At 38.4% G+C, this 21,254-nt stretch carries 20 protein-coding genes and 1 riboswitch; of the genes, 4 read left to right on the top strand and 16 right to left on the bottom strand.

The window, feature by feature from the left end; all coding sequences use genetic code 11:
* Window positions 1–6: 6 nt before the first annotated feature.
* From HMPREF9456_RS09055 to HMPREF9456_RS09005, 11 genes are all read right to left on the bottom strand, one after another.
* Window positions 7–1,101 carry a hypothetical protein gene (locus tag HMPREF9456_RS09055; RefSeq protein WP_006843208.1) on the bottom strand — a complete coding sequence of 365 codons (1,095 nt, stop codon included), beginning with the start codon at window positions 1,099–1,101 and terminating at the stop codon, window positions 7–9.
* Between the two features lie 3 nt (window positions 1,102–1,104).
* A complete protein-coding gene (locus HMPREF9456_RS09050) occupies window positions 1,105–2,556 on the bottom strand; it encodes an MBOAT family O-acyltransferase (RefSeq protein WP_006843207.1) in 1,452 nt (483 codons plus the stop codon).
* Between the two features lie 3 nt (window positions 2,557–2,559).
* The gene (locus HMPREF9456_RS09045; RefSeq protein ID WP_006843206.1) at window positions 2,560–3,405 is read right to left on the bottom strand and encodes a hypothetical protein; all 846 of its coding nucleotides are present in this window, start codon (window positions 3,403–3,405) and stop codon (window positions 2,560–2,562) included.
* Between the two features lie 6 nt (window positions 3,406–3,411).
* Window positions 3,412–4,440, bottom strand: coding sequence for a GHMP family kinase ATP-binding protein (locus HMPREF9456_RS09040; protein WP_006843205.1), 1,029 nt, complete (start codon window positions 4,438–4,440; stop codon window positions 3,412–3,414).
* Between the two features lie 11 nt (window positions 4,441–4,451).
* The gene (locus HMPREF9456_RS09035; protein ID WP_006843204.1) at window positions 4,452–5,009 is read right to left on the bottom strand and encodes a D-glycero-alpha-D-manno-heptose-1,7-bisphosphate 7-phosphatase; all 558 of its coding nucleotides are present in this window, start codon (window positions 5,007–5,009) and stop codon (window positions 4,452–4,454) included.
* A gap of 7 nt (window positions 5,010–5,016) precedes the next feature.
* On the bottom strand, window positions 5,017–5,712 hold the full coding sequence (locus tag HMPREF9456_RS09030; RefSeq protein WP_006843203.1) for a nucleotidyltransferase family protein: 696 nt from the start codon (window positions 5,710–5,712) through the stop codon (window positions 5,017–5,019).
* The gene (locus HMPREF9456_RS09025; protein ID WP_006843202.1) at window positions 5,709–7,013 is read right to left on the bottom strand and encodes a hypothetical protein; all 1,305 of its coding nucleotides are present in this window, start codon (window positions 7,011–7,013) and stop codon (window positions 5,709–5,711) included. Before HMPREF9456_RS09025 ends, HMPREF9456_RS09030 begins: the two co-directional genes overlap by 4 nt.
* Before the next feature lie 5 nt (window positions 7,014–7,018).
* Complete coding sequence (locus tag HMPREF9456_RS09020; protein ID WP_006843201.1) at window positions 7,019–8,083, bottom strand: glycosyltransferase family 2 protein; 1,065 nt, start codon at window positions 8,081–8,083, stop codon at window positions 7,019–7,021.
* Window positions 8,080–9,144 carry a glycosyltransferase gene (locus tag HMPREF9456_RS09015; RefSeq protein WP_006843200.1) on the bottom strand — a complete coding sequence of 355 codons (1,065 nt, stop codon included), beginning with the start codon at window positions 9,142–9,144 and terminating at the stop codon, window positions 8,080–8,082. Before HMPREF9456_RS09015 ends, HMPREF9456_RS09020 begins: the two co-directional genes overlap by 4 nt.
* A gap of 114 nt (window positions 9,145–9,258) precedes the next feature.
* Window positions 9,259–9,852 carry a nicotinamide riboside transporter PnuC gene (gene pnuC / locus HMPREF9456_RS09010; protein ID WP_006843199.1) on the bottom strand — a complete coding sequence of 198 codons (594 nt, stop codon included), beginning with the start codon at window positions 9,850–9,852 and terminating at the stop codon, window positions 9,259–9,261.
* A gap of 58 nt (window positions 9,853–9,910) precedes the next feature.
* Window positions 9,911–12,130, bottom strand: coding sequence for a TonB-dependent receptor (locus tag HMPREF9456_RS09005; protein ID WP_006843198.1), 2,220 nt, complete (start codon window positions 12,128–12,130; stop codon window positions 9,911–9,913).
* Between the two features lie 104 nt (window positions 12,131–12,234).
* Window positions 12,235–12,330: riboswitch (TPP riboswitch) on the bottom strand.
* A 150-nt stretch (window positions 12,331–12,480) separates the two neighbouring features.
* Between HMPREF9456_RS09005 and HMPREF9456_RS09000 the strand changes: the two genes are divergently transcribed.
* Window positions 12,481–13,008 (top strand): hypothetical protein, encoded by a 528-nt coding sequence (locus HMPREF9456_RS09000; RefSeq protein WP_006843197.1) that lies wholly within the window; start codon window positions 12,481–12,483, stop codon window positions 13,006–13,008.
* Between the two features lie 5 nt (window positions 13,009–13,013).
* A complete protein-coding gene (locus tag HMPREF9456_RS08995) occupies window positions 13,014–16,364 on the top strand; it encodes an AAA domain-containing protein (protein ID WP_006843196.1) in 3,351 nt (1,116 codons plus the stop codon).
* 314 nt (window positions 16,365–16,678) lie between these two features.
* Here HMPREF9456_RS08995 and recA read toward each other — a convergent pair whose 3' ends face one another.
* From recA to HMPREF9456_RS08975, 4 genes are read right to left on the bottom strand one after another with little or no spacing between them, the layout of a single operon-like run.
* Entirely contained in the window at window positions 16,679–17,701 is a 1,023-nt protein-coding gene (gene recA / locus HMPREF9456_RS08990; RefSeq protein WP_006843195.1) for a recombinase RecA, read from the bottom strand.
* A 29-nt stretch (window positions 17,702–17,730) separates the two neighbouring features.
* On the bottom strand, window positions 17,731–18,195 hold the full coding sequence (bcp, locus tag HMPREF9456_RS08985) for a thioredoxin-dependent thiol peroxidase (RefSeq protein WP_006843194.1): 465 nt from the start codon (window positions 18,193–18,195) through the stop codon (window positions 17,731–17,733).
* Window positions 18,196–18,207: 12 nt separating this feature from the next.
* Window positions 18,208–18,735 carry a hypothetical protein gene (locus tag HMPREF9456_RS08980; RefSeq protein ID WP_006843193.1) on the bottom strand — a complete coding sequence of 176 codons (528 nt, stop codon included), beginning with the start codon at window positions 18,733–18,735 and terminating at the stop codon, window positions 18,208–18,210.
* Window positions 18,736–18,778: 43 nt separating this feature from the next.
* Window positions 18,779–19,354: an LOG family protein gene (locus tag HMPREF9456_RS08975; protein WP_006843192.1), complete on the bottom strand. Its 576-nt coding sequence runs from the start codon at window positions 19,352–19,354 to the stop codon at window positions 18,779–18,781.
* A gap of 307 nt (window positions 19,355–19,661) precedes the next feature.
* Here HMPREF9456_RS08975 and HMPREF9456_RS08970 point away from each other — a divergent pair, with 307 nt between their 5' ends.
* Window positions 19,662–20,141, top strand: a complete 480-nt coding sequence (locus tag HMPREF9456_RS08970; RefSeq protein WP_006843190.1) for a surface-adhesin E family protein — start codon at window positions 19,662–19,664, stop codon at window positions 20,139–20,141.
* Between the two features lie 44 nt (window positions 20,142–20,185).
* Here HMPREF9456_RS08970 and HMPREF9456_RS08965 read toward each other — a convergent pair whose 3' ends face one another.
* The gene (locus HMPREF9456_RS08965) at window positions 20,186–20,575 is read right to left on the bottom strand and encodes a hypothetical protein (RefSeq protein WP_006843189.1); all 390 of its coding nucleotides are present in this window, start codon (window positions 20,573–20,575) and stop codon (window positions 20,186–20,188) included.
* 241 nt (window positions 20,576–20,816) lie between these two features.
* Between HMPREF9456_RS08965 and HMPREF9456_RS08960 the strand changes: the two genes are divergently transcribed.
* Window positions 20,817–21,128 (top strand): hypothetical protein, encoded by a 312-nt coding sequence (locus tag HMPREF9456_RS08960; RefSeq protein WP_006843188.1) that lies wholly within the window; start codon window positions 20,817–20,819, stop codon window positions 21,126–21,128.
* The last annotated feature ends 126 nt before the right edge of the window (window positions 21,129–21,254 follow it).

Below are 21,254 nucleotides of genomic sequence, written 5' to 3'. Positions count from 1 at the left end.
ATTATGTCAATTTTGGGGTAACCAATCTTTGTTTTGTTCTACAAATATATTCACTAAACTATCCAGTTGGTGTATCTTATTATCAATATTGGATGAGTTAAGTTCATATTCCGGATTATAAATATTTTCGAGTACTTTGTCTGTCAATGCCGGAGAGAAGTGTGTAACGTCCGAATAGTTATTCAGATCGGTAATCTCATTCATGTTGAAAAAGAACATCAATCGGGCATTGTTGTATGCCTTTAAAGACTGTTGCAAGTGATATATGAAATCGATGAACTGGTCGTAATACCCACTTTCTTTGGTATGATACCAGTACAGAGCCGAATATGGAGACAAAATAATTGTATAATGAATGTCTTTATGATCGTCTATAGCCATACTTTCCAATAATGAAGCAAGTTTATTGTGCATTCGTTCCTTCATTCCATCCAGTCGCTGTATAGATACTGTTTGTCCGCTTAGATAGAGATTTTTTACATGATCGGCATTGTAATAGTTCAAATAGCTGTTGTTGCCTATTTGATCTATTTCTGTTTTCATCACATACTCTACGGGTATCTGTTCTTTAGTTTTCAGATATAGAGGTAGTATCAGGTCGATGGGTAAGAAGCGTATACATGCTTCATATCCATATAGATATTGTAGTTTATTGATAGGCCTGTCTTCGTATAGGAATCGAGGGTAGCGCACTTCTTCAAAGCCGAGATTAAACTGAGGAATATCAAAATTTATAATGAAAGATCTTACGCTATCCTTTTTTACCAACGAGTATAGATATTTCATTTCTTCGTTGTTCATTCCTCCGCTTGATAGCTTAACAGGCTTAACAGAAGGGTTATTCTTTTTGAGAATAGATATATCATAATTCTGCACCATCGATGACCCGAGTACAACAGTATTGTAGTCGTAGTTGCGTGCGAGTCCTCCATTTTGAAGCCATGGACTCAGAAAATAGCGTCCATCTTCATTGACTCTGAACTGGAAAAATGGATCAACAATATAAGTAAGACAGCCCACGCCTAGCAGCATTACAATAGAAGCTATTGTAAATACGCTAAGAAACTTTTTGAATGAGTTTTTATTTTCTTTCTTATTCATAGGCTAGAAGTTGAAATAAATAAACGCACCTACCCTCGAAAAATGAATTACCGATACTGTCAACAGCAAGGCAATAACCATCGCATTTTTTACCGTCGGTTTGAATTCATTGTACTTATCTATACTGTTCTTGGGATACAAAAATACCAATGTAGCTACAATAGAAAGGATAGCCAATACATACATCACAGCCATAGAGTCGGGATATGTTATACTGGTGTTGTAAGCCATGTGGGCTATACCACTAAAGCTGAAACTCTCAGGAGCGAACATATTCTTAAGAACGGTGAGGGCTACGTCGAATGTTGGCGAACGGAATAATACCCATGCTGCATTTACAAACATAAATGTGAAGAATATCCGTATGAGGTTGGGTATCTTCTCCAGATACTTCATGAATAACTTTTCAAATATGCGTACTACCCCGTGTGCAATGCCCCATACGACGAAAGTCCAGGCTGCCCCATGCCAAATACCGCTTACAAAAAATACGGCAAACAGATTGATGCACGTCCGGGCAAGACCTTTGCGATTTCCCCCCAGCGGATAATATATCAGTATGGCCAGGGACCGACCTAATGTGATGTGCCACCGTTTCCAAAATTCAGTTATACTTACAGACTTGTATGGAGAATAGAAGTTGACCGGAAGGTTGATATTCATCATCTTAGCCAATCCTATTGCCATGTCGGAATATCCGCTAAAGTCGAAATATATCTGAAATGAATAAGACAGGGCGGTTAGCCATGAGGTCGCAAAACCAAGCTTTTCGGGCGATAGGTATGAGTAAAATACAAAATTGTCGAGCGTATCGGCTATTACAGCTTTTTTGAAAAGACCGATCACAAAGATGAAAAGACCGGCTGAGAAGTTCTTTGCATTGAAAAAGCGATTTTTCTCATCCAGATATTGGGGTAGTATATCCTTTAGGAAAACAATAGGTCCCATCACGACATACGGGTAAAAGATGACAAACTGTGTGTAATCTATAAAATTGGGAACACGTTTTTCTTTTTTCCATATATTTATCAGAAATACTATTTGCTGAAATGTAAAAAAACTTATACCTAAGGGTATTATAATCTGTTTGAGTATAAATTCCGTTCCGAAAATATGGTTTATATTGTCTAAAAAGAAGTTGGAGTATTTATAATAGCCTAAAAGCGCAACATTGAATATGACACCTATTGTAAATACTATTTTACGTGTAGGAGGCCTCGTTATGTTCTCCACTCCGGTTGCAACAGAGTAGTTGACTATCACGGAAGACATAATCAATGCGATATACCAGAGATGTCCGAATCCCTGAAAAAATATAGCTCCATAAAATATCAGCGATGCTACGATCAAAAATATTTGCTGGAATCTGCGGCTTACATAACGGGCCATACCGAAGTATAGTAAAAGCACCAGCGGCAGATAAATAAATACAAAACTGTATGTAGAGAATATCATATATTAAGTATTCTGCTGTTCTATAATTTTGTAGGTTTTACCACTATACCAACTTCTCTTCACTAATAACTTACTCAATCCAATCCAAAACCTCATTTTTAATCTGTTCCAGCTTTTGTTATTACTTTTTATATCTGTGAAGTAATCATCGTTGGCAATGATATTAAAATAACGTTTCTTTTGCTCCATTCCTCCTTTCAGATACTCAATATGGTGCGTAACTGTTTTTGATTTGGGAAAGACATAAAAACGTCCCTCTTTGATGTTTGGTATATAAGGGTATTTGTATTTCACATAACTAGGAACATGCACCGGCATATTTTCCTTTATCCAGAGATAACCAGCATTTGTATCCCTCAAGAAGTTGGAGATATGGCACTCGGGAAAAAGTTCAAAATTAAAAATTCCCGGATTCTTGATAATATATTGTGTTTTGATAATTGCAAAATCTGTAGCTAAGGCATAGTACTTATCATACCAGTCGGCACTAGCCCAAACTGCAAAATCAGATTTATCGAGCAAGCTTGTATATTTAGAAATAATACGATCACCATACATCCATGTGTCAGCTTCGAGGATAAGGGTGTATTTACAATCTGATGGGATATATTTAATACCTTCCATTAGCAATTGCGAATTGCCCCGCCTATGTCCTGCGTTCTCCTCCAGTATTACCATCTTGTCGATGAGCGGTAACGAATCGGGGGTGACTTCATAGCCATTGCTTTTGCCATTGCTGACAACAATTGTATAATAATCATTTTCTTTCCATGTATCAGATATGATCTGAAGATTATGTTTCAAATCTTCAACTCGGTCGTATACACGTATAAGAATTGCTACTTTCATCTAGTTTTATTTAGTATACCAGGTTTCTAATCCCTTTTTTGTAAAAGTGTATGGTTGTATCTGTCCGTCCAATCCTTGTAAAGCTTTAGCTACGGAAAAACGTGTATTGCCCGGACAATAGAAAAACACATATCCTCCACCTCCGGCTCCCGATATTTTACCTCCTGTAGCTCCCGCTGATATGGCTGTATTGTATAGTTCTTCGAATAGTGGGGTTGAAATTCCGTCCGCCATGTCTCGTTTGTAGGTCCATCCCCGATGTAAAACATCTCCTATTTCGTCCAGATTATTTTTCAGAATAGCTTCCTTTATTTCATAAGACTGTTTTTTTATCTGATGCATTGCTTCTATTGACCTTTCTTGATGATCTTTAACATTCTTTTGTTGCTTTTCGATGATATCTCCCGAATTTCTACTCGAGTTGGTGTAGCAAAGCAACAGGTTGTTAGATAGCTCATTGATTATTTCGTTGCGAATGCGTAGAGGATTCACAATCACTTTGTCTTCAGCATAGAATTCCATAAAGTTGAATCCTCCGAATGCTGCGGCATACTGATCTTGTTTTCCTCCCGCTTGCTTTAGGTCTATCCGTTCTATCTGATATGCCAAATATGCGAGGTCGTAATCGCCAAGCGGCAAAGAGAGCCATTCGGTATATGCTCCCAATATAGCAATGGCGAGGGTAGAGGACGTTCCTAGTCCCGAGCCAAAAGGAACTTCGAGCGCACAGGTCAGTGTAAAAGACAATGGCTTTTTTATAAAGTCTTTGATTACCCTGTTGTATATACCTTTCATCAAGTCGGCTTTATCGTTGGAGATAGGTAGTTCGATCGCAGAATCGAAAATATATTCCTCATTTGTTTGTGGAATACGGAATACAATTTTGTTGTCGGTGCGAGGCTCAATATTTGCGAATGCATACAGATTTATAGTTGCATTCAATATACATCCTCCATACAAATCCGAGTATGGAGATACATCTGTTCCTCCACCTGCTAATCCTAATCGGAATGGGGCTTTACTTCTTATTATCATGACTTGATATTTTAAAATATCTTGAGCAGACTATCTGCAAACTTATATAGATTTTTGTAATGTGCGTTAATGTTCTTGTATATTTTATGACCTTCGGGATATTTATCACCCACTAGTATTGTATACATTCCCAGTTTGTTGCCGAATTCAATGTCTGACATGCTATTGCCTACCATAATTGATTTTTCGAACTCTATTTCCGGAAAGTCAGCCAATGCTTTAAAAGCCATTCCCACATTGGGCTTTCTGTTTATAGAGTCGGATGTAAGATCAGTACAATAATATAGTCGATCTATATGTCCGTCCGAAGCTTCTATCTGAGATAGCATATAGCTATGCACTTCTTCTAAGTCGGATATGCTCATCTTACCACGGGCAACTCCACGCTGATTGGTGACAATGAAAATACGTTCGAATCTAGAAGATAACATTTTGATAGCCTGTAAAGTTTTGTCTATAAATACAAATTCAGATATATTCTTGACATAATCGTTGGGGCGCTCTACGTTGATAACGCCATCTCTGTCGAGAAATAAATACTTGTATTTGTCTAAATTTAGTTTGTCCATCTTAATTTTACAAGTTCTTGAAATCTTGGTTTGCCTTCGCAAAGTCGGAAGGAATTCCTATGTCTATAAAATAACCATCTTGCACACAGCCGTAGAATGGAATATCGTTGATGTGCATTTCCATCACATCTTTTTCGAAAGAAAATTTCTCAGGAAGGCTTAATGTCGAAAAAAGGTCTTTGTTTATTATATATACACCTCCGTTTATGATCCCATTTGCACAATGCTGTTTCTCGTTAAAATGGATGATGCGTTCCCCTTTATCCAAATCGACAGAACCATAACGGTCGAAATTTGTCATGGGTTTCAATGCTAGGGATACCATCGCATTCTTTTCCTTATGAAACTCAGCTAGCAGAGTAGTGTCTACATCAAAGAAGGTATCTCCGTTGAAGATAAAAGCTTTATCTGTTTCCACTTTGTCGAATGCCAACTTGATTGCCCCGCCTGTTCCTAAGGGTGAGTCTTCTACAACATAAGATATCTTGAAAGGGTATGACTTGCCGTCGAGCCACTGTAGTACAACTTCCGATTTATAACCCAATGAAAGAATCAGGTGATCGAATTGCTGATTTTTTGCATAGTCGAACAAGTAACTTAAGAATGGTTTTCCGGCTACTTCGGCCATACATTTCGGAACATCGCTTACTACCGATTGCAAACGTGTGCCCAGCCCTCCGGCTAATATAATACATTCTTTCATTTTGTTATTTTTGCTATTACTGCTTCTTTATCTTCATTATTTATGCTTCTTTGTTTCATCTTTATTTTGCTCTTCGCATATAGCTTAGGCATATATACGTAATATTTATAGAACATGAAATAGAAGAAGATAATGTATAATATGAGATTTAAGTCTATAAGTCCTTTTACATTCAGGGCCAAGGTATATACAAAGATGGATATGGCAACCATATTAACGCCCCAGTCTTTTGTTAAGCTAAGTTTTATGATATATAGCTGATATACGAAAAATCCCAAAGTACCTATTATTCCCGAGAAGAATAAAAGTCGGCTATATCCCACATCGGTACCAAAAAACGTAGCTGTCCCTTCTCCTATAATCAGTTCTGAGAATTTTGTCGGTATCAAAAACATTTGAGATAATCCACTGGAAGAATTCGTTTCTAATCGTCCGTGTACAAAGAGGTTTGTAAATAATTCGAAAGCCCAGTCAGCAAAGCTCGAAAAGTAAAACATCGCAAAAGTATATCCGGCAACCATGAGGAATGCTGCTGCTATGAAAAAAGTTTTCGCTTGTTTCTTCACTGCCCTGTTGTCCCACAGGTACAATACCGCAATAAGAGCAAATCCCACCGCCATACCTACAATCGTTGTACGAGCCATAAACAGACCAATATAAAAAATAAACACATACAATGCGGCCAGTATAATAAACTCTTTCGTAGTAAGTTTCATTCTCATAAACAGATAAGAAAGAAAGATAAGGGCAATACCACTGATTGCTCCCGCCCCAAAGAACCCGATGCCATATCCCAACAGGCGTTGCCCTTCGGCTTCCTCCATGATTTCTTCAGTGTATTCTCCGCCTTCCATCTGCAAAGATGTTAGAAATTCTTTAACAGGATCGCTTATATACATCAAAAATGCGCAAAGAGACTGCAATGCGATGGCTCCGATAATGTATAAGAGAACTGTATTGAGGGTAGGTTTTTTATGTATCTTAAAGATAAGCAACATAATAATATATGCAGTAAAGAACCAGGCAATCCTACTCTTTACATAGTCGAAGCTAAATCCTCCGTCATCGACACCATTGTACCATACCGAAGTGTAAAAAATCAGAAATAAAGCAAAAGTGGCAACCATCACATATACAACTTCCCGAAATGGAAAACGATGATAGGCATAGATAGCTAGTCCGATCAAACCCGATAGAGAGATGAAAGATGAGCCTCGTACATCCAAAGCCTGTGGATAAATATAATAGAACGTTACCAATAAAGGAATGAACATTGGTAGTACCTGTTTCAATTTAGGCATACGCTTTATCTAAATACTAGTTTGTAAATAAGGGACTTTTTATATCTGAGTCTAAAAGTACACTTTGTATAAAAGATAGCCAAATCTCTTGAAGTATAATTTTTTTCATTGTACAAAGATGAAGCCTTCATTTTCTTTATTACTTTCAGACCTAAACGAGAATTTGCACACAGGCGCAACCATGTAAGCGAAAGAAGCTTCACAAGATAATTTTCGTCACAGAAGTCTTTGTCTTTATTCAGTTTGAGTAAAGAAGTCATAAATGCTTCACACTTGTCAAGATAGTCGAATGACGATTGTAAAGGAACACATTCAGCTACAGAAGTATAGATGTTTATAAAGTCGTCATTGGTAGGCAAGCCCAAATGCTTGCAATGTATTTTAAACACCTTCTTCTTATTCTCTGTTTGCAGTTCTTCGTGCAAAGAGGATACCTGTTGCTTATGCACACGATAGAGCAACAAAGGCTCACTCAGATTTCCTAACTTTGTTTTGTACATAGCTTCAGACCACAATGCATAGTCTTCGACGTGTAAATACTCCGGCTCGAATTTTAATCCTAGTTCGCTAAATACCCTCTTACGAATCATTACCGCCGGATGGCATATCCCCGACCGAAAAAGCATATATCCTCGCAACTCACGATCGTGTGTCGGGCTATGGTTCAGATCTTTTTTATTCGGATTTTCTGATCGGAAGGCATAGAACTGTGTACTTACTATATCATGATCGGTATGTTTCTCCAAGAATGCGACCTCCTTTTCGATGCGAGTAGGCAACGAGATATCGTCAGCATCCATACGTGCGATATAATCACCTTTGCACAGCGAGATACCTTTGTTCAATGTTTGTATTAATTTGAGATTCTTCTCATTCGTGAAAACACTTACACGAGAATCTTTCGCTGCCATAGCCTGTAGTAAGTCTCCTGTTCTGTCTGTAGAACAGTCATTTATGGCTATAATCTCAAGGTTGCGGTATGTTTGGTTTAGGATCGAGTTGATCGATTCTTCCACATACCGTTCTACATTATAGCAGGGTATTAATACAGAGACTAAAGGTTGGCTCATTTTTTATTTGCTACTATTGTGTTAAAGACAGCACCATAGCTGTCTACCATTTTTTCTATTGTAAAATTTGCAAGATATGATTGTCTTGCACACTCAGACATACTCTTCTGAATGTTTTCTTCAGATAAAATATATTGTATTTTTTCTTCAAAGATAGAGGCTTTATTCTCTACCGCAAAACCATTCTTCCCGTCCAATACCTCTGTAATACCCCCTACGGCAGATGCAACTACCGGAACTTTGAATGCCAGGGCCTCGAGTATCGACATTGGCAAACCTTCGTAGTTGGATGGTAATACAAAAACATCAGCGTATCTCAAATAAGTAAAAGCAGAATGCATTTCACCCAAACAAAATACATTGGGCGGTAGTCCCTCTATTTCCTCTTTATTGCCAATCCACACAAAGGCATATTGAGGCATTTTTTGTGCAATATCAAGGAATAAATCGAATTTTTTTTGTTTCGATATTCGTGAAATGCACATGATTGTTTTGGGATAATCTTTTTTTATACTCTCTAATTTTTCCCTCAGAGTATCTTGTTCAATTTTATTTGTCAGATAGTGATCTGCAACGCCATTGTATATCCTTTCTACGTTTTTGTAGATATTTTCTTCCTTCATCATATCCACATCGTATTGGCTTACTCCAATGATGCGGAATGCTTTGTTCTTCAACAGTTTTTCGATAACTAAGAATTTTCGGAAAGCCGTTCTTATCGAATCAAATCCATGTACAGTATATACAATTGTTTTGCGAGCGAAGACTAATCGCCCTATCGCTCCCATCTTAGAAGAGTGCAGATGCACAACATCGGGTTTGTACTTGATACGATAATAGAATAATTTCAATAAAAGCATTATATCTTTTATTGACACCTCTTTGCAATGATTGTTTAGCTTAATGCGAGTGAAATTATCCCCCAAATTACTCCAGGCTTCGCCATTACCTCCATATAGGAGAAAGAGCTCGTGTTCAGAACTGAATTTTTTTACCAGGTCTGCAACTATAGTCTGGGCGCCGCCATATTCAGAAACCGTAATAACCTGGAAGATTTTCATGTAATTATCTTGTAGAATTGTTTGCTCTAACTGTTATCACTATTGATACAAAGATAACATTTTTTATATCTTTTGTGTTACATATCTCTGTTTTATGACAATAACAAGACTATGTCACGAACCTAGCGCTAATCTTTTCCATTTATAGTACCCCATTATAGAGACAACGAAAAAGATGAAAAATAAACAGCCCGACATAATATCATGTTGAGCAAAGAGTAAAATGCTTGAAATTAAATTAGCGGGAATCACCAACAGCCATTGTTCTACCCACTTTCGGGAGATCATCCACAGTGCTACAATGTTGAGGGAGGTAGTCAGAGAGTCTCCGATCGTGATATATACGTTGTTGTCACTAAACGAAGTAAGGATGCCATAGATAAATATGGCTATGAGAGCTACACCGATAATTATAGGCAAGGTGTAACGTTTGGCGGCATGAGAGATGATCTCATCTCCTGTTTCTGTATTCCTGTTGCGGAATATCCATACCAGCCAGCCATATATAGATGCCCCGAAGAAATAGATGTATATACCCATGCTGGCATATAGCTGCGTACTATAGAATATATAGATATAAAAAGCTGCCATAACGATACTTGCAGCCCACATCCATACATTAGCTTTGTATTCTAAGTAAAGGAAAATAAGACCGATGATCGCTCCGACTATGCTGACCCAATTGTTTTCTATAAAATATTCAATCATTGTTCTCTATAAAATTGTGGGATGTTTTACTGCATCCCACAAAGTAAATCAAAATATATCAAAACCGATATCTTATCTTGCCCATCACGTTAGCACCTGCCTGAGGGAATAGACCTTTGTAAACTTGTTCTGTTCCATCTGCAAACTTATATGTATCCACCCATGCATTTGCATTATACATTACATTTGTCAGATTGTTGATAAAAAACTGAAAATCAAATTTTCCTACCTTCTTCGTATCCAAAGTGTATGATGCTGCGAAGTCTGTAACGAAATAATCAGACAAGCGGTTATCAGGGTTTGAGGTATTATCATAGTACATTCTGCCAACGTACTTGTTTATGAAAGAGAAGCTTATATCTTCTTTTTCGAATGGCTTGAATGTAACCGTAAAGCTGCCGACAGTGTTTGGTGAAAATGAAATGTCGGTAGATTTGAATGTTTCTGAGATCTGCCCTAAGCTATTCCAGTCTGTTTGATTGTCATAGTAAGCGTAGTAAACAGTATGATTCTTTATCTTGTTACGGCTCAGGGTTAAGTTTCCGGTTAACTGCAACCAATAATTAGGCGTATAAGACAATGCCAGTTCTATCCCTGTGCGATAGCTGTCAGGTACATTTTCTTGCAACTTATAACCAACATCATTCAACTTTCCGGTCTGCACCAACTGGTCTTTATAATTCATGTAATAAAGATTGGTACTGAAAGCTATTGTCGCATTCGCATATTTGTAGCCCAGCTCATAGTCATACAACCGTTCGGATTTGATAGGGATTCCTCCATCTTTGAGAGATTCTTTTAGGTCGGCACGCAGAGGTTCTCTGTTAGATATACCCAACGATCCGTAAATCTCGTTATAATCCGCAAAGCGGTAAGATATTCCCCCTTTTGGATTAACAAAACTATAGTAGTTTTTGCTTGATAGATTTGTAAGATCATCATCGATCCCTTTCATGCGATAGTCTACATAGCGCTCTTGCACTTCTGCGAATATCGACAAGTTAGTCATCGGTTTATATTCTGTTTTCAGGAAAACATTCATGTCTTGTTTATCTGCATCATTTCTATACCATTCGTAACCTACAGGTATATTCTGGTTGAATTTTACCCAGAGCAATCGTCCATAATGAGTTCCATCATAATAGCTGTACATACTACCTAAGGTGAAGTCAAACTTGTCTTTTTCCCATTTCAGATTCACCCCTCCTACATACAAATGATTCATCATCAGTTTGCGACGGATAAGATCTGATTTTTTGTAAGTAGTACCTTCTACAGTCTGATTTTCGAGTCCGAATTCTGAAAATTTACGTCCTGTCTTATAGTTCTCGTAATAGCCATAACCATGATTGTAACTCAAGTTTACATTCAATGTCAATGTGTTTGTCAGATAACGGGTATAGATCAACTGTCCGATATTCGAATAGTAGTTATCCGTCTCGTTATCGTAATAGCGTGTATTGCCATTGTCGTCTTTGTATTCTCCTGCCGGGTTGTATCGCCTGTTTATAGCCAGCATGCTCGGATCGATACCTTCCCATGTAATGCCGGTATGCTGTATTCCGTTCATATAAATCAGCCGTATCAGTTGCCTGTCGGAGTAGTGAGACAAAGCGGCATAGATATTCTTATGGTCTACCTTTCCGTTACGGATATACCCGTCACTCTTTACGTAAGAATATCTTGCGTCTAGCGATAATCCGCTTTTCATAATGCCTGTACCTGCTGCTCCCGACAATAATAGTGTATTATATTGTCCGTAGGCTGTAGATATATCGGCATAGGGTTTGGGTTTTCCCCCCAGTGTTTGCATCGAAATACTAGCCCCGAAAGAGGCCGCACCGTTGGTAGATGTTCCCACTCCGCGTTGCACTTGCATACTTTGCAATGAATTTGACAAATCCGGCAAATTGACCCAGTATACTTCCTGACTTTCAGGATTATTCAGAGGCATCCCATTCAGGGTGATATTAATACGATTGGCATCAGTTCCACGAATGCGAAACGAAGTATTACCTACAGCCGTTCCACCTTCTGTATATGAGACTACCGATGGGAGGGTTTGCATTATAGCCGGAATGTTTTTTGCGGCGTTGTCTCCTTTTAGTTGTTTTTCGGTCAAGCTAGAGTATGCTACCGGAGCATCCTGACCTACACGTGTTGCAGACACAACAACTTCATCTAGTTTTACAACTTTCAAACTATCTGCTTTTTGTTGTGCGAAAATCCCTATTCCATTTATCAATATTAAGGAAAGAGAAAGAAAGACCTTTTTCATTTAAGATATAAATTTTGCCAGACATACGTAAATATGTCCTGATGTTAAACAAAAAAGGGGTTTGATAAGATGATTTCCCGAATGTTAAAGATATGCGTGTGCGCAATTGCATATTTCTCTATCCCTCCGCCGGCATTACCCGGATCAGGTTTATGGGTGTGATCTCAGCCCGTTATTTTAAGGCACCCCTAAGATTTCGTTGTCAAAGATAGATATTCTATTTTGATATATAACAAGTACTCACTTATAAAAGTTTTCTATATCTATTATTCTCTATGTTACAAAACCTCATTTTCATAGTCATATATATAAGATAAAATTATTTAACTTTGTCACTAAATTATTTAATTATGAAATACTATATGAACAAGCTTTGCGTAATCTTATTCACTCTCCTCGTTTTAGTCGGATTTTCATCGTGTGAAACAGATGAAAATTACTATTGGAAGTCAGGCACATTGGATATAAAGTTTAATCTTAATATAGATCACAATGGTTATGGACAAGCATATACAACTGTAAGAATTACTGAAATACCACAATTCAATCCTTCAAGAGAGGATCTTATTGGTATAAAAACAAATGACTCATGGCTTACAATATCGAATCTTTTAAGAGGAGATGTTATTAACAGGTTTTACATCGAAGTTCCAGGTGTCGGTGTTTATGCTTACGAAACACCAATAAGTATAAGAGAAGATGGCGCAAAGATTACAATCGATGATAATGCTTATTTTAACTTCATGAGGAATGTTAATGAATTATTATATCGCAATGGAGCTGTAGATATGAAGATTACGTTTTACTCAAATATATATGACGGAGGTCCTGCATATTTTGATATTAGTAACAACCTTGATTTGGAAGTTAGAGATTAGTAAAAATGTATGGTAATACATCTCTATTATCCGATTATCTCTCCGAGATACAACAGATAGATCAAACCAATCTATCGCTAAGAAATAAATATATCTGCCTCAAACAGATACTGGAAAGAAGCTGCAAGGAAATCACTAAAGGTGAATCTTTGCAGTTTCCTTCTTTATTTTCTCGGCTGGTCTTCATCTCTCAGAAGTATGATTTGCCGAAGCGTATAGAGTGGCGGTTACATACAATCCGTATCCGAAGTTCTTTTCTGCAAAGAGATGAGAATAATCTGATTACGCCCAAGCAATACGACGATGCGAAACAAAGTATAGAATTGTTTTACGGAGTCTTGCAAGGCGATCATAGCCCCCAAATACCCGGAGAAGCTGAACAGGAGGATAACAAAACCTTACCGCTGGATAGGCTGCGTGTGCAGGTGCTCGATATAGATAAAGAAAATGAGTTGCTGATCTGTCAACCTGAAACTTTACCTCAAGAAACATTAGCCGTAAGATATAATACATCTGCTAACAAGATATTCAACTCTACTATCGATCGCTTGTGGATTGGTGCCCAGCTAAACTTGCTAGATGTAAAAAAGGACGGACACGACTGCTACATTCCTGCCTTATTTGTACTTGAGCCTGACTATTTGATCGATGCTTCTGCAATGGCGGAGTGTTTTCAATCGTATGGTAATTCTCACTTGCATTACTTCCGCAGAAAGTTTGAGCCGAATGCGAATTCTCACTATATCCTGTTAGGAAATCTGGCAAACTTCTTTCTCGATGAGCTTATCTATGCCGAAAATCCCCGAACACTGAAGTTTGAAGATGTGTTTCTGAAATCTTTCCGTCAGATGCCCTTCGAATATGCATCATGCCAAGACATAAAGGACAATTTGGATTTTCGCAACTTCATGTCGAGAGCAGAGGGCCAGTTCAATAACATCCGGCGAGTAATAATAAACGATATGCCCGCAAACGGCTTTGATACTACCCTGTGTACATTAGAGCCTTCCTTCTTTTGTGAGAAATACGGTTTTCAGGGACGGCTCGACCTGTTGCAACTCTCCGATGGGGAGGACGGTGCAGACCGTATCATAGAATTAAAGTCGGGCAAGCCACCTTATCCTCGTGAAGATGTAACAAAGATCGCTTCGAACCACGAAACGCAGACTGCCGTCTATCGGCTGATGATACAAAGTGTATTTAACAAAGATGCACGTCATATCTATCCTACTATCTTATATTCGAGTGCCGACAATGCCGGAGAGAATATCCGTTTTGCAGCCAGATACCAACGCTTGGAGAAAGAGATTATCAATACCCGCAATCTGATTGTTGCTACCGAACACGATTTGTATTCGGGCGATGTGCAAACAGTAGAACAAACCTTCAAAGAGCTCTTCAATTTAGATAATTATGGTAGAGTACCTAAGTTCTTCATAGATAAGCTAAAAGAGCTGGAAGACGTTCTCACTAAATCATCTGCATTAGAAAAGATATACGCCTATCGCTACATCAACTTTGTGGCAAGGGAGTTATACTTGCAAAAAACAGGAGATGAGAACTTTGATACAGCAATGAGTGTCTCTGCCTTGTGGAATACAACTTTCTCCGAACGCAAAGAAGCCTTAGATCTGATCTCTGATCTCGAGATAGAAGATATAGACGACAGTGGTCGGGATATGGTGATCCGATTCAATCGATTAGCTCCTCAAGATTGTGTAAACTTTCGGGTAGGAGAAATCTGTATCTTATATCCGAAGCAAGATGAGGAAGATACGGTACTCACCAACCAAATACTAAAAGGCACAGTCGTAGAAATATCATCTCATTCGGTCACCCTCCGTTTTAGATACAAGCAGCGAAACAGAGCTTTCTTCTCTCGTTACAGGCTTTGGGCGGTAGAGCACGATAAGCTCGATCATGGGTACAATGCCATGTATAAAAGCCTGTTTGGTTTTCTCTCTGCTCCTGCCGATAAGAAGGAACTCTTGCTCGGACTTAAAGAGCCTCACACTATCTATGCGAACAACTGTCCCGACAAAGAACTGACTCAAGAGGAGAGGGGCGAAAGCGTTATAAAAAAAGCCTTGTCGGCTGATGATTACTTCCTTATCGTAGGACCTCCCGGTACAGGTAAGACGTCCATATTTGCACGGCAACTCATCGAGCGTCTTCATGCAAAAGAAGATAGCAACATCCTTGTTATGGCATACACCAATCGTGCTGTAGATGAGCTATGTGCTGCTATCTGTGAGGCTTTCTCGGAAGATGACTCCGTGTGCGACCGATATATCCGTATCGGTTCGGAACTATCATGCGGAGAGGCATATCGCCACCGACTGTTGCAGAATATCTCATATAAAGCTACAAACCGCAAAGACCTTTTACAGGCAATCGCCTCAACTCGCATATTTGTAGGAACATTAGCATCTATCATGGGTAAGCCGGAACTATTCGATCTGAAACATTTTGATGTGGCAATTATCGATGAGGCTTCACAAATATTGGAATCTCAGATAATAGGTCTGCTTCCTCAGTTTGATAAGTTTATTATGATTGGTGATCATAAGCAGCTGTCTACTATAACATTACAAGATGAATCCCGATCGAAGGTCGATGGTAGCATCTTAAATGATATAGAGCTTTACGATTGCCGTGAATCTCTTTTCGAACGGCTGTTCCGTATTTGCCAAAAACAAGCATGGACGCATGCCTATGATACACTTACATATCATGGACGTATGCATCAGGATATTGCACGTCTTGTAAATCCTCACTTCTATGACAATATATTAAAGATCGCAACCGAGAGGCAGCAAGCCGACTTGAATTATCCTTCTTTTGATCCGAATGATCCATATCAGACCATGATATCAAACAAGCGGGTTTGCTTTATCCCTGTCAGAGAGATAGATGATGCAAGTGTATCCGATAAAACGAACGATGCCGAAGCCGAAATTGCTGTCTCCTTGTCAATCGCTTTACTGGATATCTACAAGGCTAATAATCTTCTTTTCGACCCTCAAAGAACACTTGGTATTATCACTCCATACCGAAATCAGATAGCCCTGATAAGAAAAAAGTTCGAAGAAACAGGTATAGCCGAATTGTCTGATATTATGATCGATACCGTAGAGCGTTATCAAGGCAGCCAGCGTGATGTGATTATACTTTCCTTCTGTTTCAATAAATCTTACCAACTCAAAAACTTTTGTAGTATGAACCGAGAGGGAACAGTAGATCGTAAACTCAATGTTGCTCTTACCCGTGCACGTGAGCAGCTCTTTCTGATTGGTAACGATTATATACTGCACCAGCATCCGATATACAGGAAGATACTACAGCATATTACATGAATTCTCTATAAAAAGGTGACAGATGTTACTTTTTAAATTTTATCTATAAGTGTTTGATGGATAATTACCTATGTTGGTTTTTGAATGCAAAAGGTGACAAAAGTGACACTATTCTATTACTTTCTTATGTGTAACCTTTTATATACTTCTGTCTTTCGCTAAAGACCAGAATAATGGGTCGATAATATTCGGATGCACTCTTTATATAAGATAAATAGAAAGGGATATGATAATAAAAAAAGCTGTTTGAAGAGCAAAATATAGTTTTACTCTTCAAGCAGCCTCTTCGCTATTCCTAGATTGCTTTACTTATATTAGTGTTTTTCTTTCAATGCCTGAAAAATTAAGCCTGCTATCTCTTCTGCCAACTCAGGATTGTCTTTTATCACTTCTTTTGCCGACTCACGTCCTTGTGCCAGTTTGGTTTCATTGTAGCTGTACCACGAACCGCTTTTCTTGATGATACCAAGCTCTGCGCCAAGGTCTATGATCTCTCCCGAGCGAGAGATACCCTCACCGTACATGATATCGAATTCAGCCTTGCGGAAAGGAGGAGCAACTTTGTTTTTTGCTACCTTCACACGAGTCTGGCTACCCCTTACCTCATCTCCGTCTTTCAATTGTCCGATACGGCGAATGTCGAGGCGTACAGATGCATAGTATTTCAGGGCGTTACCTCCGGTAGTTGTTTCGGGCGAACCGAACATAACACCGATCTTGTCGCGCAACTGGTTGATAAATATACAGATGGTATTTGTTTTGTTGATAGCAGCAGTCAATTTACGTAATGCCTGCGACATCAAACGAGCCTGCAATCCCATTTTAGAATCACCCATCTCGCCTTCCAGCTCTGCTTTAGGAGTCAGTGCGGCAACCGAGTCGATAACAATGATATCAATAGCCGAAGAACGAATCAACTGCTCTGCTATTTCGAGAGCTTGCTCACCGCTGTCGGGCTGCGATATATATAGGTTTTCGATGTCAACACCCAGTTTTTCGGCATAAAAACGATCGAAGGCATGTTCAGCATCCACAAAGGCTGCTATACCTCCTGCTTTTTGTGCTTCGGCTATAGCATGTATAGCCAAGGTTGTTTTACCTGACGATTCGGGACCGTATATTTCGATCACCCTGCCACGAGGGTATCCACCTACACCAAGTGCAGCGTTCAGGGCTATAGAACCTGTAGAAACAACAGCTATCTCATCGACTTTATCATCGCCCATTTTCATTATCGAGCCTTTTCCGTAGCTCTTCTCTATCTTGTCCATTGCAGCTTGCAGAGCTTTCAGTTTCTCTGTATTAGGGGCTGCTTTTTTTTCTTTTTCTTCTGCCATTATTTCTCTTTGATAATTATATAAAACTTTTATTTATTTAGATCTAATATTTGTTGAGCATGCTCTTTGGTTTTTATTTCCTTCGGAGTTATTATTTGCTCTATAATGCCCGATTCGTTTATCAGGAATGTTGTGCGAAATGTGCCCATGTATTTACGTCCGGCAAGTGTTTTTTCTCCCCATACACCGAATTGCTCCACAAGCTTTTTGTCTGTATCGGCAATCAGAGGAAAAGGCAGTTGTTGCTTTTCTATAAACTTCTGATGCGACTTCTCATTGTCGACACTAACGCCCAGTATTTGGTAACCGGCTTTTCGGAGTTGCGAAAAGTTGTCTCGGATACTACAGGCCTGAGCCGTACAGCCCGGGGTATTGTCTTTGGGGTAGAAATATAATACAAGCTTACTCCCTTTATAGTCGGATGCTTTTACTTCTTTTCCGTCCTGATCGATTCCTAAAATTTCAGGTATTTTATCTCCAACAGTAAGTGCCATATTTATATTGTTTTATTTTTGTATATAGAATGTCTTTTCGTATTCACTTTTTTTATCTCTAACATTGTTTCTCAGATCAATGGCTTCGTTCGATATGTCTGTAAATTTAGCAGATGCTTTGTTGTACACTATAGCGTCGGTGTTTGCATCATCGCCCAGTGTTCCCAAATGCTCCAGAGCAATAACTTTGTCTTTTACAGCACTGAGATATGCCAATACTGCAAGTTGGTAACTCTCTCCCCCTTTGTATATAGGAGTCTCTTTTACGGTCGTCAGGTATTTATCGATTTCCTCCAAAGCTTCTATTTTGTTTTTCGTGAGGTTAGCATTCGATTTTTTATCCCACACATCTTGCACCAATTTTTCATATCTGGAGTATGCTGCATCACTGTAATTGACAGCATCCAGTAATAAATAATTGTAATGCGTTTTCGAGTCTCCTTTGTTTGTCCTATCTACAACACGTTTTGTTACGGTCTGGGCATTTACAATTGTAACTGATCCCAGCATTGCCACTGCAATGAATAAATACTTTTTCATACTAAGGTGTGTTTTGTTTAGTTTGTATATTAAGATTGAAGGATTATTTCACTTCAAACCATTTGTCATTGGTAGGAGGTATATAATCTTCCATTTTTTTCAGCAAACTGCCAATATTACCATCTACCAACAAAAGATCAAGATATTCATTTTTCAGGAAACCATTTTTGATCATTGTTTTCGACATTGTAATAAGCGGATCGTAATATCCGTTGGTATTCAATACTGCTATCGGTTTTTTGTGTAATGCCAATTGAGCCCAAGTAAGCATTTCAAATAATTCGTCCAAGGTTCCGTATCCTCCCGGTAAAGCTATAACTCCATCGCTGATATCGTTCATTAAGGCTTTGCGCTGGTGCATTGTTTCTACGATATGAATCTCTGTCAGGTTGGTATGCTCCAACTCCTTGCTTTTTAGAAATTCGGGTATAACACCTATCACTTCTCCACCCTCACTTAGTGCCCCATTGGCTACATATCCCATAAGTCCTACGTGTGCACCTCCATATACAACTCCATAGCCTTTTTGTGCGATTGTTTTTCCGAGGAGGGTTGCTTGTTCTGCAAAGATTTTATCAGAACCTGAGGCCGAGCCGCAGAATATTGATATATATTTCATTTTTAAGTTACAAATTTAAAAATCTAAAGAAATGTATGGATACATACATTCGCTAAAGAGTTCTTAGCAAAGATGTTTTGTCTATGCAATGTTTTCGTTTCGCTTATCTTATTATAGCAAAGATAGTAATATTATTAAATAAAAAATGATAAGTAAACCTGATGTTGAAAACTATTTTATCAGAGAATTAGATCAAAGACTGGCATTCCTTTCAGGTTATTTTGTAAGTTTACATTTTCTATTTATAAATAGACAGATGTCATTATTATAAGAAAATTGATTGATGTGCATTAAACGAAAAATCGGGATGAAACAGATATTAATCACAATTATAGCCGTACTGTCTTTTTCGGCTTGTCAGACGTCCCGTCAGGTGGGAGCAGATATTTATGGTTGGCACAATGTAGCCGTAACCGAAGACATGGAGATTTATACAGACACCCTCAATCTAAAACAAGATGGAGCAGTGTCTTACGCCTACGAAAAACGAATATACACGTCTGCCGAAGCTCGTAAGGCGTATGTGGATAAAATAAGAGACAGGTATGTGGGGATGAAAAAGCCGGAAAAGGCGGAGAAATGGAACGATTTCAGTTACTGTATCTATTATAGTATGTACGATTGTTCGAACAGACGCTTTAGAGTCTTATCTGTAGAGGATTATGACTCATCTGGTAAACTGATTCAAAAAACAGTTACATCTAAAAATAAACTGAGATGGCTCGAGGTGAATGCCAAAACTGTAGGTGATTACACTTTCTTCTTTGTTTGCGATTACGGAAAGTGATTTAGATGATTGATAATAGGATTTTGTCGGATGCGGTTTGCTCGTCAGTCCGATTCTTTTTCTCTGATACGAACCAGCCTCATTATAATCTTATTGGGATCATCCTTATCTAAGATGGTTAGGACATCGTCTTTTATCTCAAATTTTTCTGTCCTTTGTTTTCCCATTCTATCCGTAACGGTAATGAGATTGTTGTTTATCGTATAAAAGCCTAAGCATTCTGTTTTGCTGACAAGACCATTCGTTTTTATTTCCAGATACATAGAATCTCGGTCTATCTTCAACTCCGGAGCTACAATGGTATCTCCGTTTACTATAATGGCAGTGTCACGGTTGTGTTCCATTTCCACAGCCCAACGCCCCTCCAGTGTAGGCTGAGTGCTGCATGCCATCAAGATAGTGAAGAATGAAAAACAAAAAAGTAAATGTTTCATCAGTATACCGCTTTAGAGGGGTTGAAGGTAGGAAAAAATAATCAGAATCTATATAGAATGGTTTTGCATTATAAACTTTCTTAATTCAAAAATCAGATTTGATTCATTGTGTTTAACTATCCTAAAAAAGGAATATACAAGTTATTTAAAGTAAACAAATGCATTTAATTGATTGTTATCATTATAAATATCTTATATTTGTTAAAAATAGATTTATATAACACATAAATTACAGCACATTATGAAGGGATTTATTTTAGGTTTGGCTGTAGGTGCACTAGGTGTATATGCAGCATTGAAACTATCCGATGAGGAAACAAGAGAGGAATTACGTACAAGAGTAAACAACGCTACAGACAAAGCGAAGTCTGAGCTAGATTATGGCATGGCTGTTGGCAAAAGCAAAGCTTTGCGTGTAGGTGTGAAGGCAAGGCAAGAAGTAAGAAAAGGAAAACAAAAAATAAATGAAGTTACCGGCGAGGTGGCAGGAAAGCTGGCAAACGAATTGTCGGAAATAGAAGCAAAGGCTAAAGCAAATGCAGCGAAGGCTTAACTCCGGTTGTTTTTTATGATATAGAGAAAGAGATGATCGTATGTTTATCTCTTTTTTTTGTGTAGATGGCTTTACATGTTTCTGTAACATGGCGAAATATTTCATATATTTATATTTCGAACAAAA

The sequence above is a fragment of the Dysgonomonas mossii DSM 22836 genome (genome assembly GCF_000213575.1).
Classification (GTDB): Bacteria; Bacteroidota; Bacteroidia; order Bacteroidales; family Dysgonomonadaceae; genus Dysgonomonas; species Dysgonomonas mossii.
This window is presented reverse-complemented; position numbering and strand designations above follow the sequence as displayed.

What these genes read in the sequence shown, in the direction of transcription:
- HMPREF9456_RS09055 (WP_006843208.1), bottom strand. Translation starts at nt 1,101, where the DNA reads ATGAATAAGAAAGAAAATAAAAACTCATTCAAAAAGTTTCTTAGCGTA.
- HMPREF9456_RS09050 (WP_006843207.1), bottom strand. Translation starts at nt 2,556, where the DNA reads ATGATATTCTCTACATACAGTTTTGTATTTATTTATCTGCCGCTGGTG.
- HMPREF9456_RS09045 (WP_006843206.1), bottom strand. Translation starts at nt 3,405, where the DNA reads ATGAAAGTAGCAATTCTTATACGTGTATACGACCGAGTTGAAGATTTG.
- HMPREF9456_RS09040 (WP_006843205.1), bottom strand. Translation starts at nt 4,440, where the DNA reads ATGATAATAAGAAGTAAAGCCCCATTCCGATTAGGATTAGCAGGTGGA.
- HMPREF9456_RS09035 (WP_006843204.1), bottom strand. Translation starts at nt 5,009, where the DNA reads ATGGACAAACTAAATTTAGACAAATACAAGTATTTATTTCTCGACAGA.
- HMPREF9456_RS09030 (WP_006843203.1), bottom strand. Translation starts at nt 5,712, where the DNA reads ATGAAAGAATGTATTATATTAGCCGGAGGGCTGGGCACACGTTTGCAA.
- HMPREF9456_RS09025 (WP_006843202.1), bottom strand. Translation starts at nt 7,013, where the DNA reads ATGCCTAAATTGAAACAGGTACTACCAATGTTCATTCCTTTATTGGTA.
- HMPREF9456_RS09020 (WP_006843201.1), bottom strand. Translation starts at nt 8,083, where the DNA reads ATGAGCCAACCTTTAGTCTCTGTATTAATACCCTGCTATAATGTAGAA.
- HMPREF9456_RS09015 (WP_006843200.1), bottom strand. Translation starts at nt 9,144, where the DNA reads ATGAAAATCTTCCAGGTTATTACGGTTTCTGAATATGGCGGCGCCCAG.
- pnuC (WP_006843199.1), bottom strand. Translation starts at nt 9,852, where the DNA reads ATGATTGAATATTTTATAGAAAACAATTGGGTCAGCATAGTCGGAGCG.
- HMPREF9456_RS09005 (WP_006843198.1), bottom strand. Translation starts at nt 12,130, where the DNA reads ATGAAAAAGGTCTTTCTTTCTCTTTCCTTAATATTGATAAATGGAATA.
- HMPREF9456_RS09000 (WP_006843197.1), top strand. Translation starts at nt 12,481, where the DNA reads ATGAAATACTATATGAACAAGCTTTGCGTAATCTTATTCACTCTCCTC.
- HMPREF9456_RS08995 (WP_006843196.1), top strand. Translation starts at nt 13,014, where the DNA reads ATGTATGGTAATACATCTCTATTATCCGATTATCTCTCCGAGATACAA.
- recA (WP_006843195.1), bottom strand. Translation starts at nt 17,701, where the DNA reads ATGGCAGAAGAAAAAGAAAAAAAAGCAGCCCCTAATACAGAGAAACTG.
- bcp (WP_006843194.1), bottom strand. Translation starts at nt 18,195, where the DNA reads ATGGCACTTACTGTTGGAGATAAAATACCTGAAATTTTAGGAATCGAT.
- HMPREF9456_RS08980 (WP_006843193.1), bottom strand. Translation starts at nt 18,735, where the DNA reads ATGAAAAAGTATTTATTCATTGCAGTGGCAATGCTGGGATCAGTTACA.
- HMPREF9456_RS08975 (WP_006843192.1), bottom strand. Translation starts at nt 19,354, where the DNA reads ATGAAATATATATCAATATTCTGCGGCTCGGCCTCAGGTTCTGATAAA.
- HMPREF9456_RS08970 (WP_006843190.1), top strand. Translation starts at nt 19,662, where the DNA reads ATGAAACAGATATTAATCACAATTATAGCCGTACTGTCTTTTTCGGCT.
- HMPREF9456_RS08965 (WP_006843189.1), bottom strand. Translation starts at nt 20,575, where the DNA reads ATGAAACATTTACTTTTTTGTTTTTCATTCTTCACTATCTTGATGGCA.
- HMPREF9456_RS08960 (WP_006843188.1), top strand. Translation starts at nt 20,817, where the DNA reads ATGAAGGGATTTATTTTAGGTTTGGCTGTAGGTGCACTAGGTGTATAT.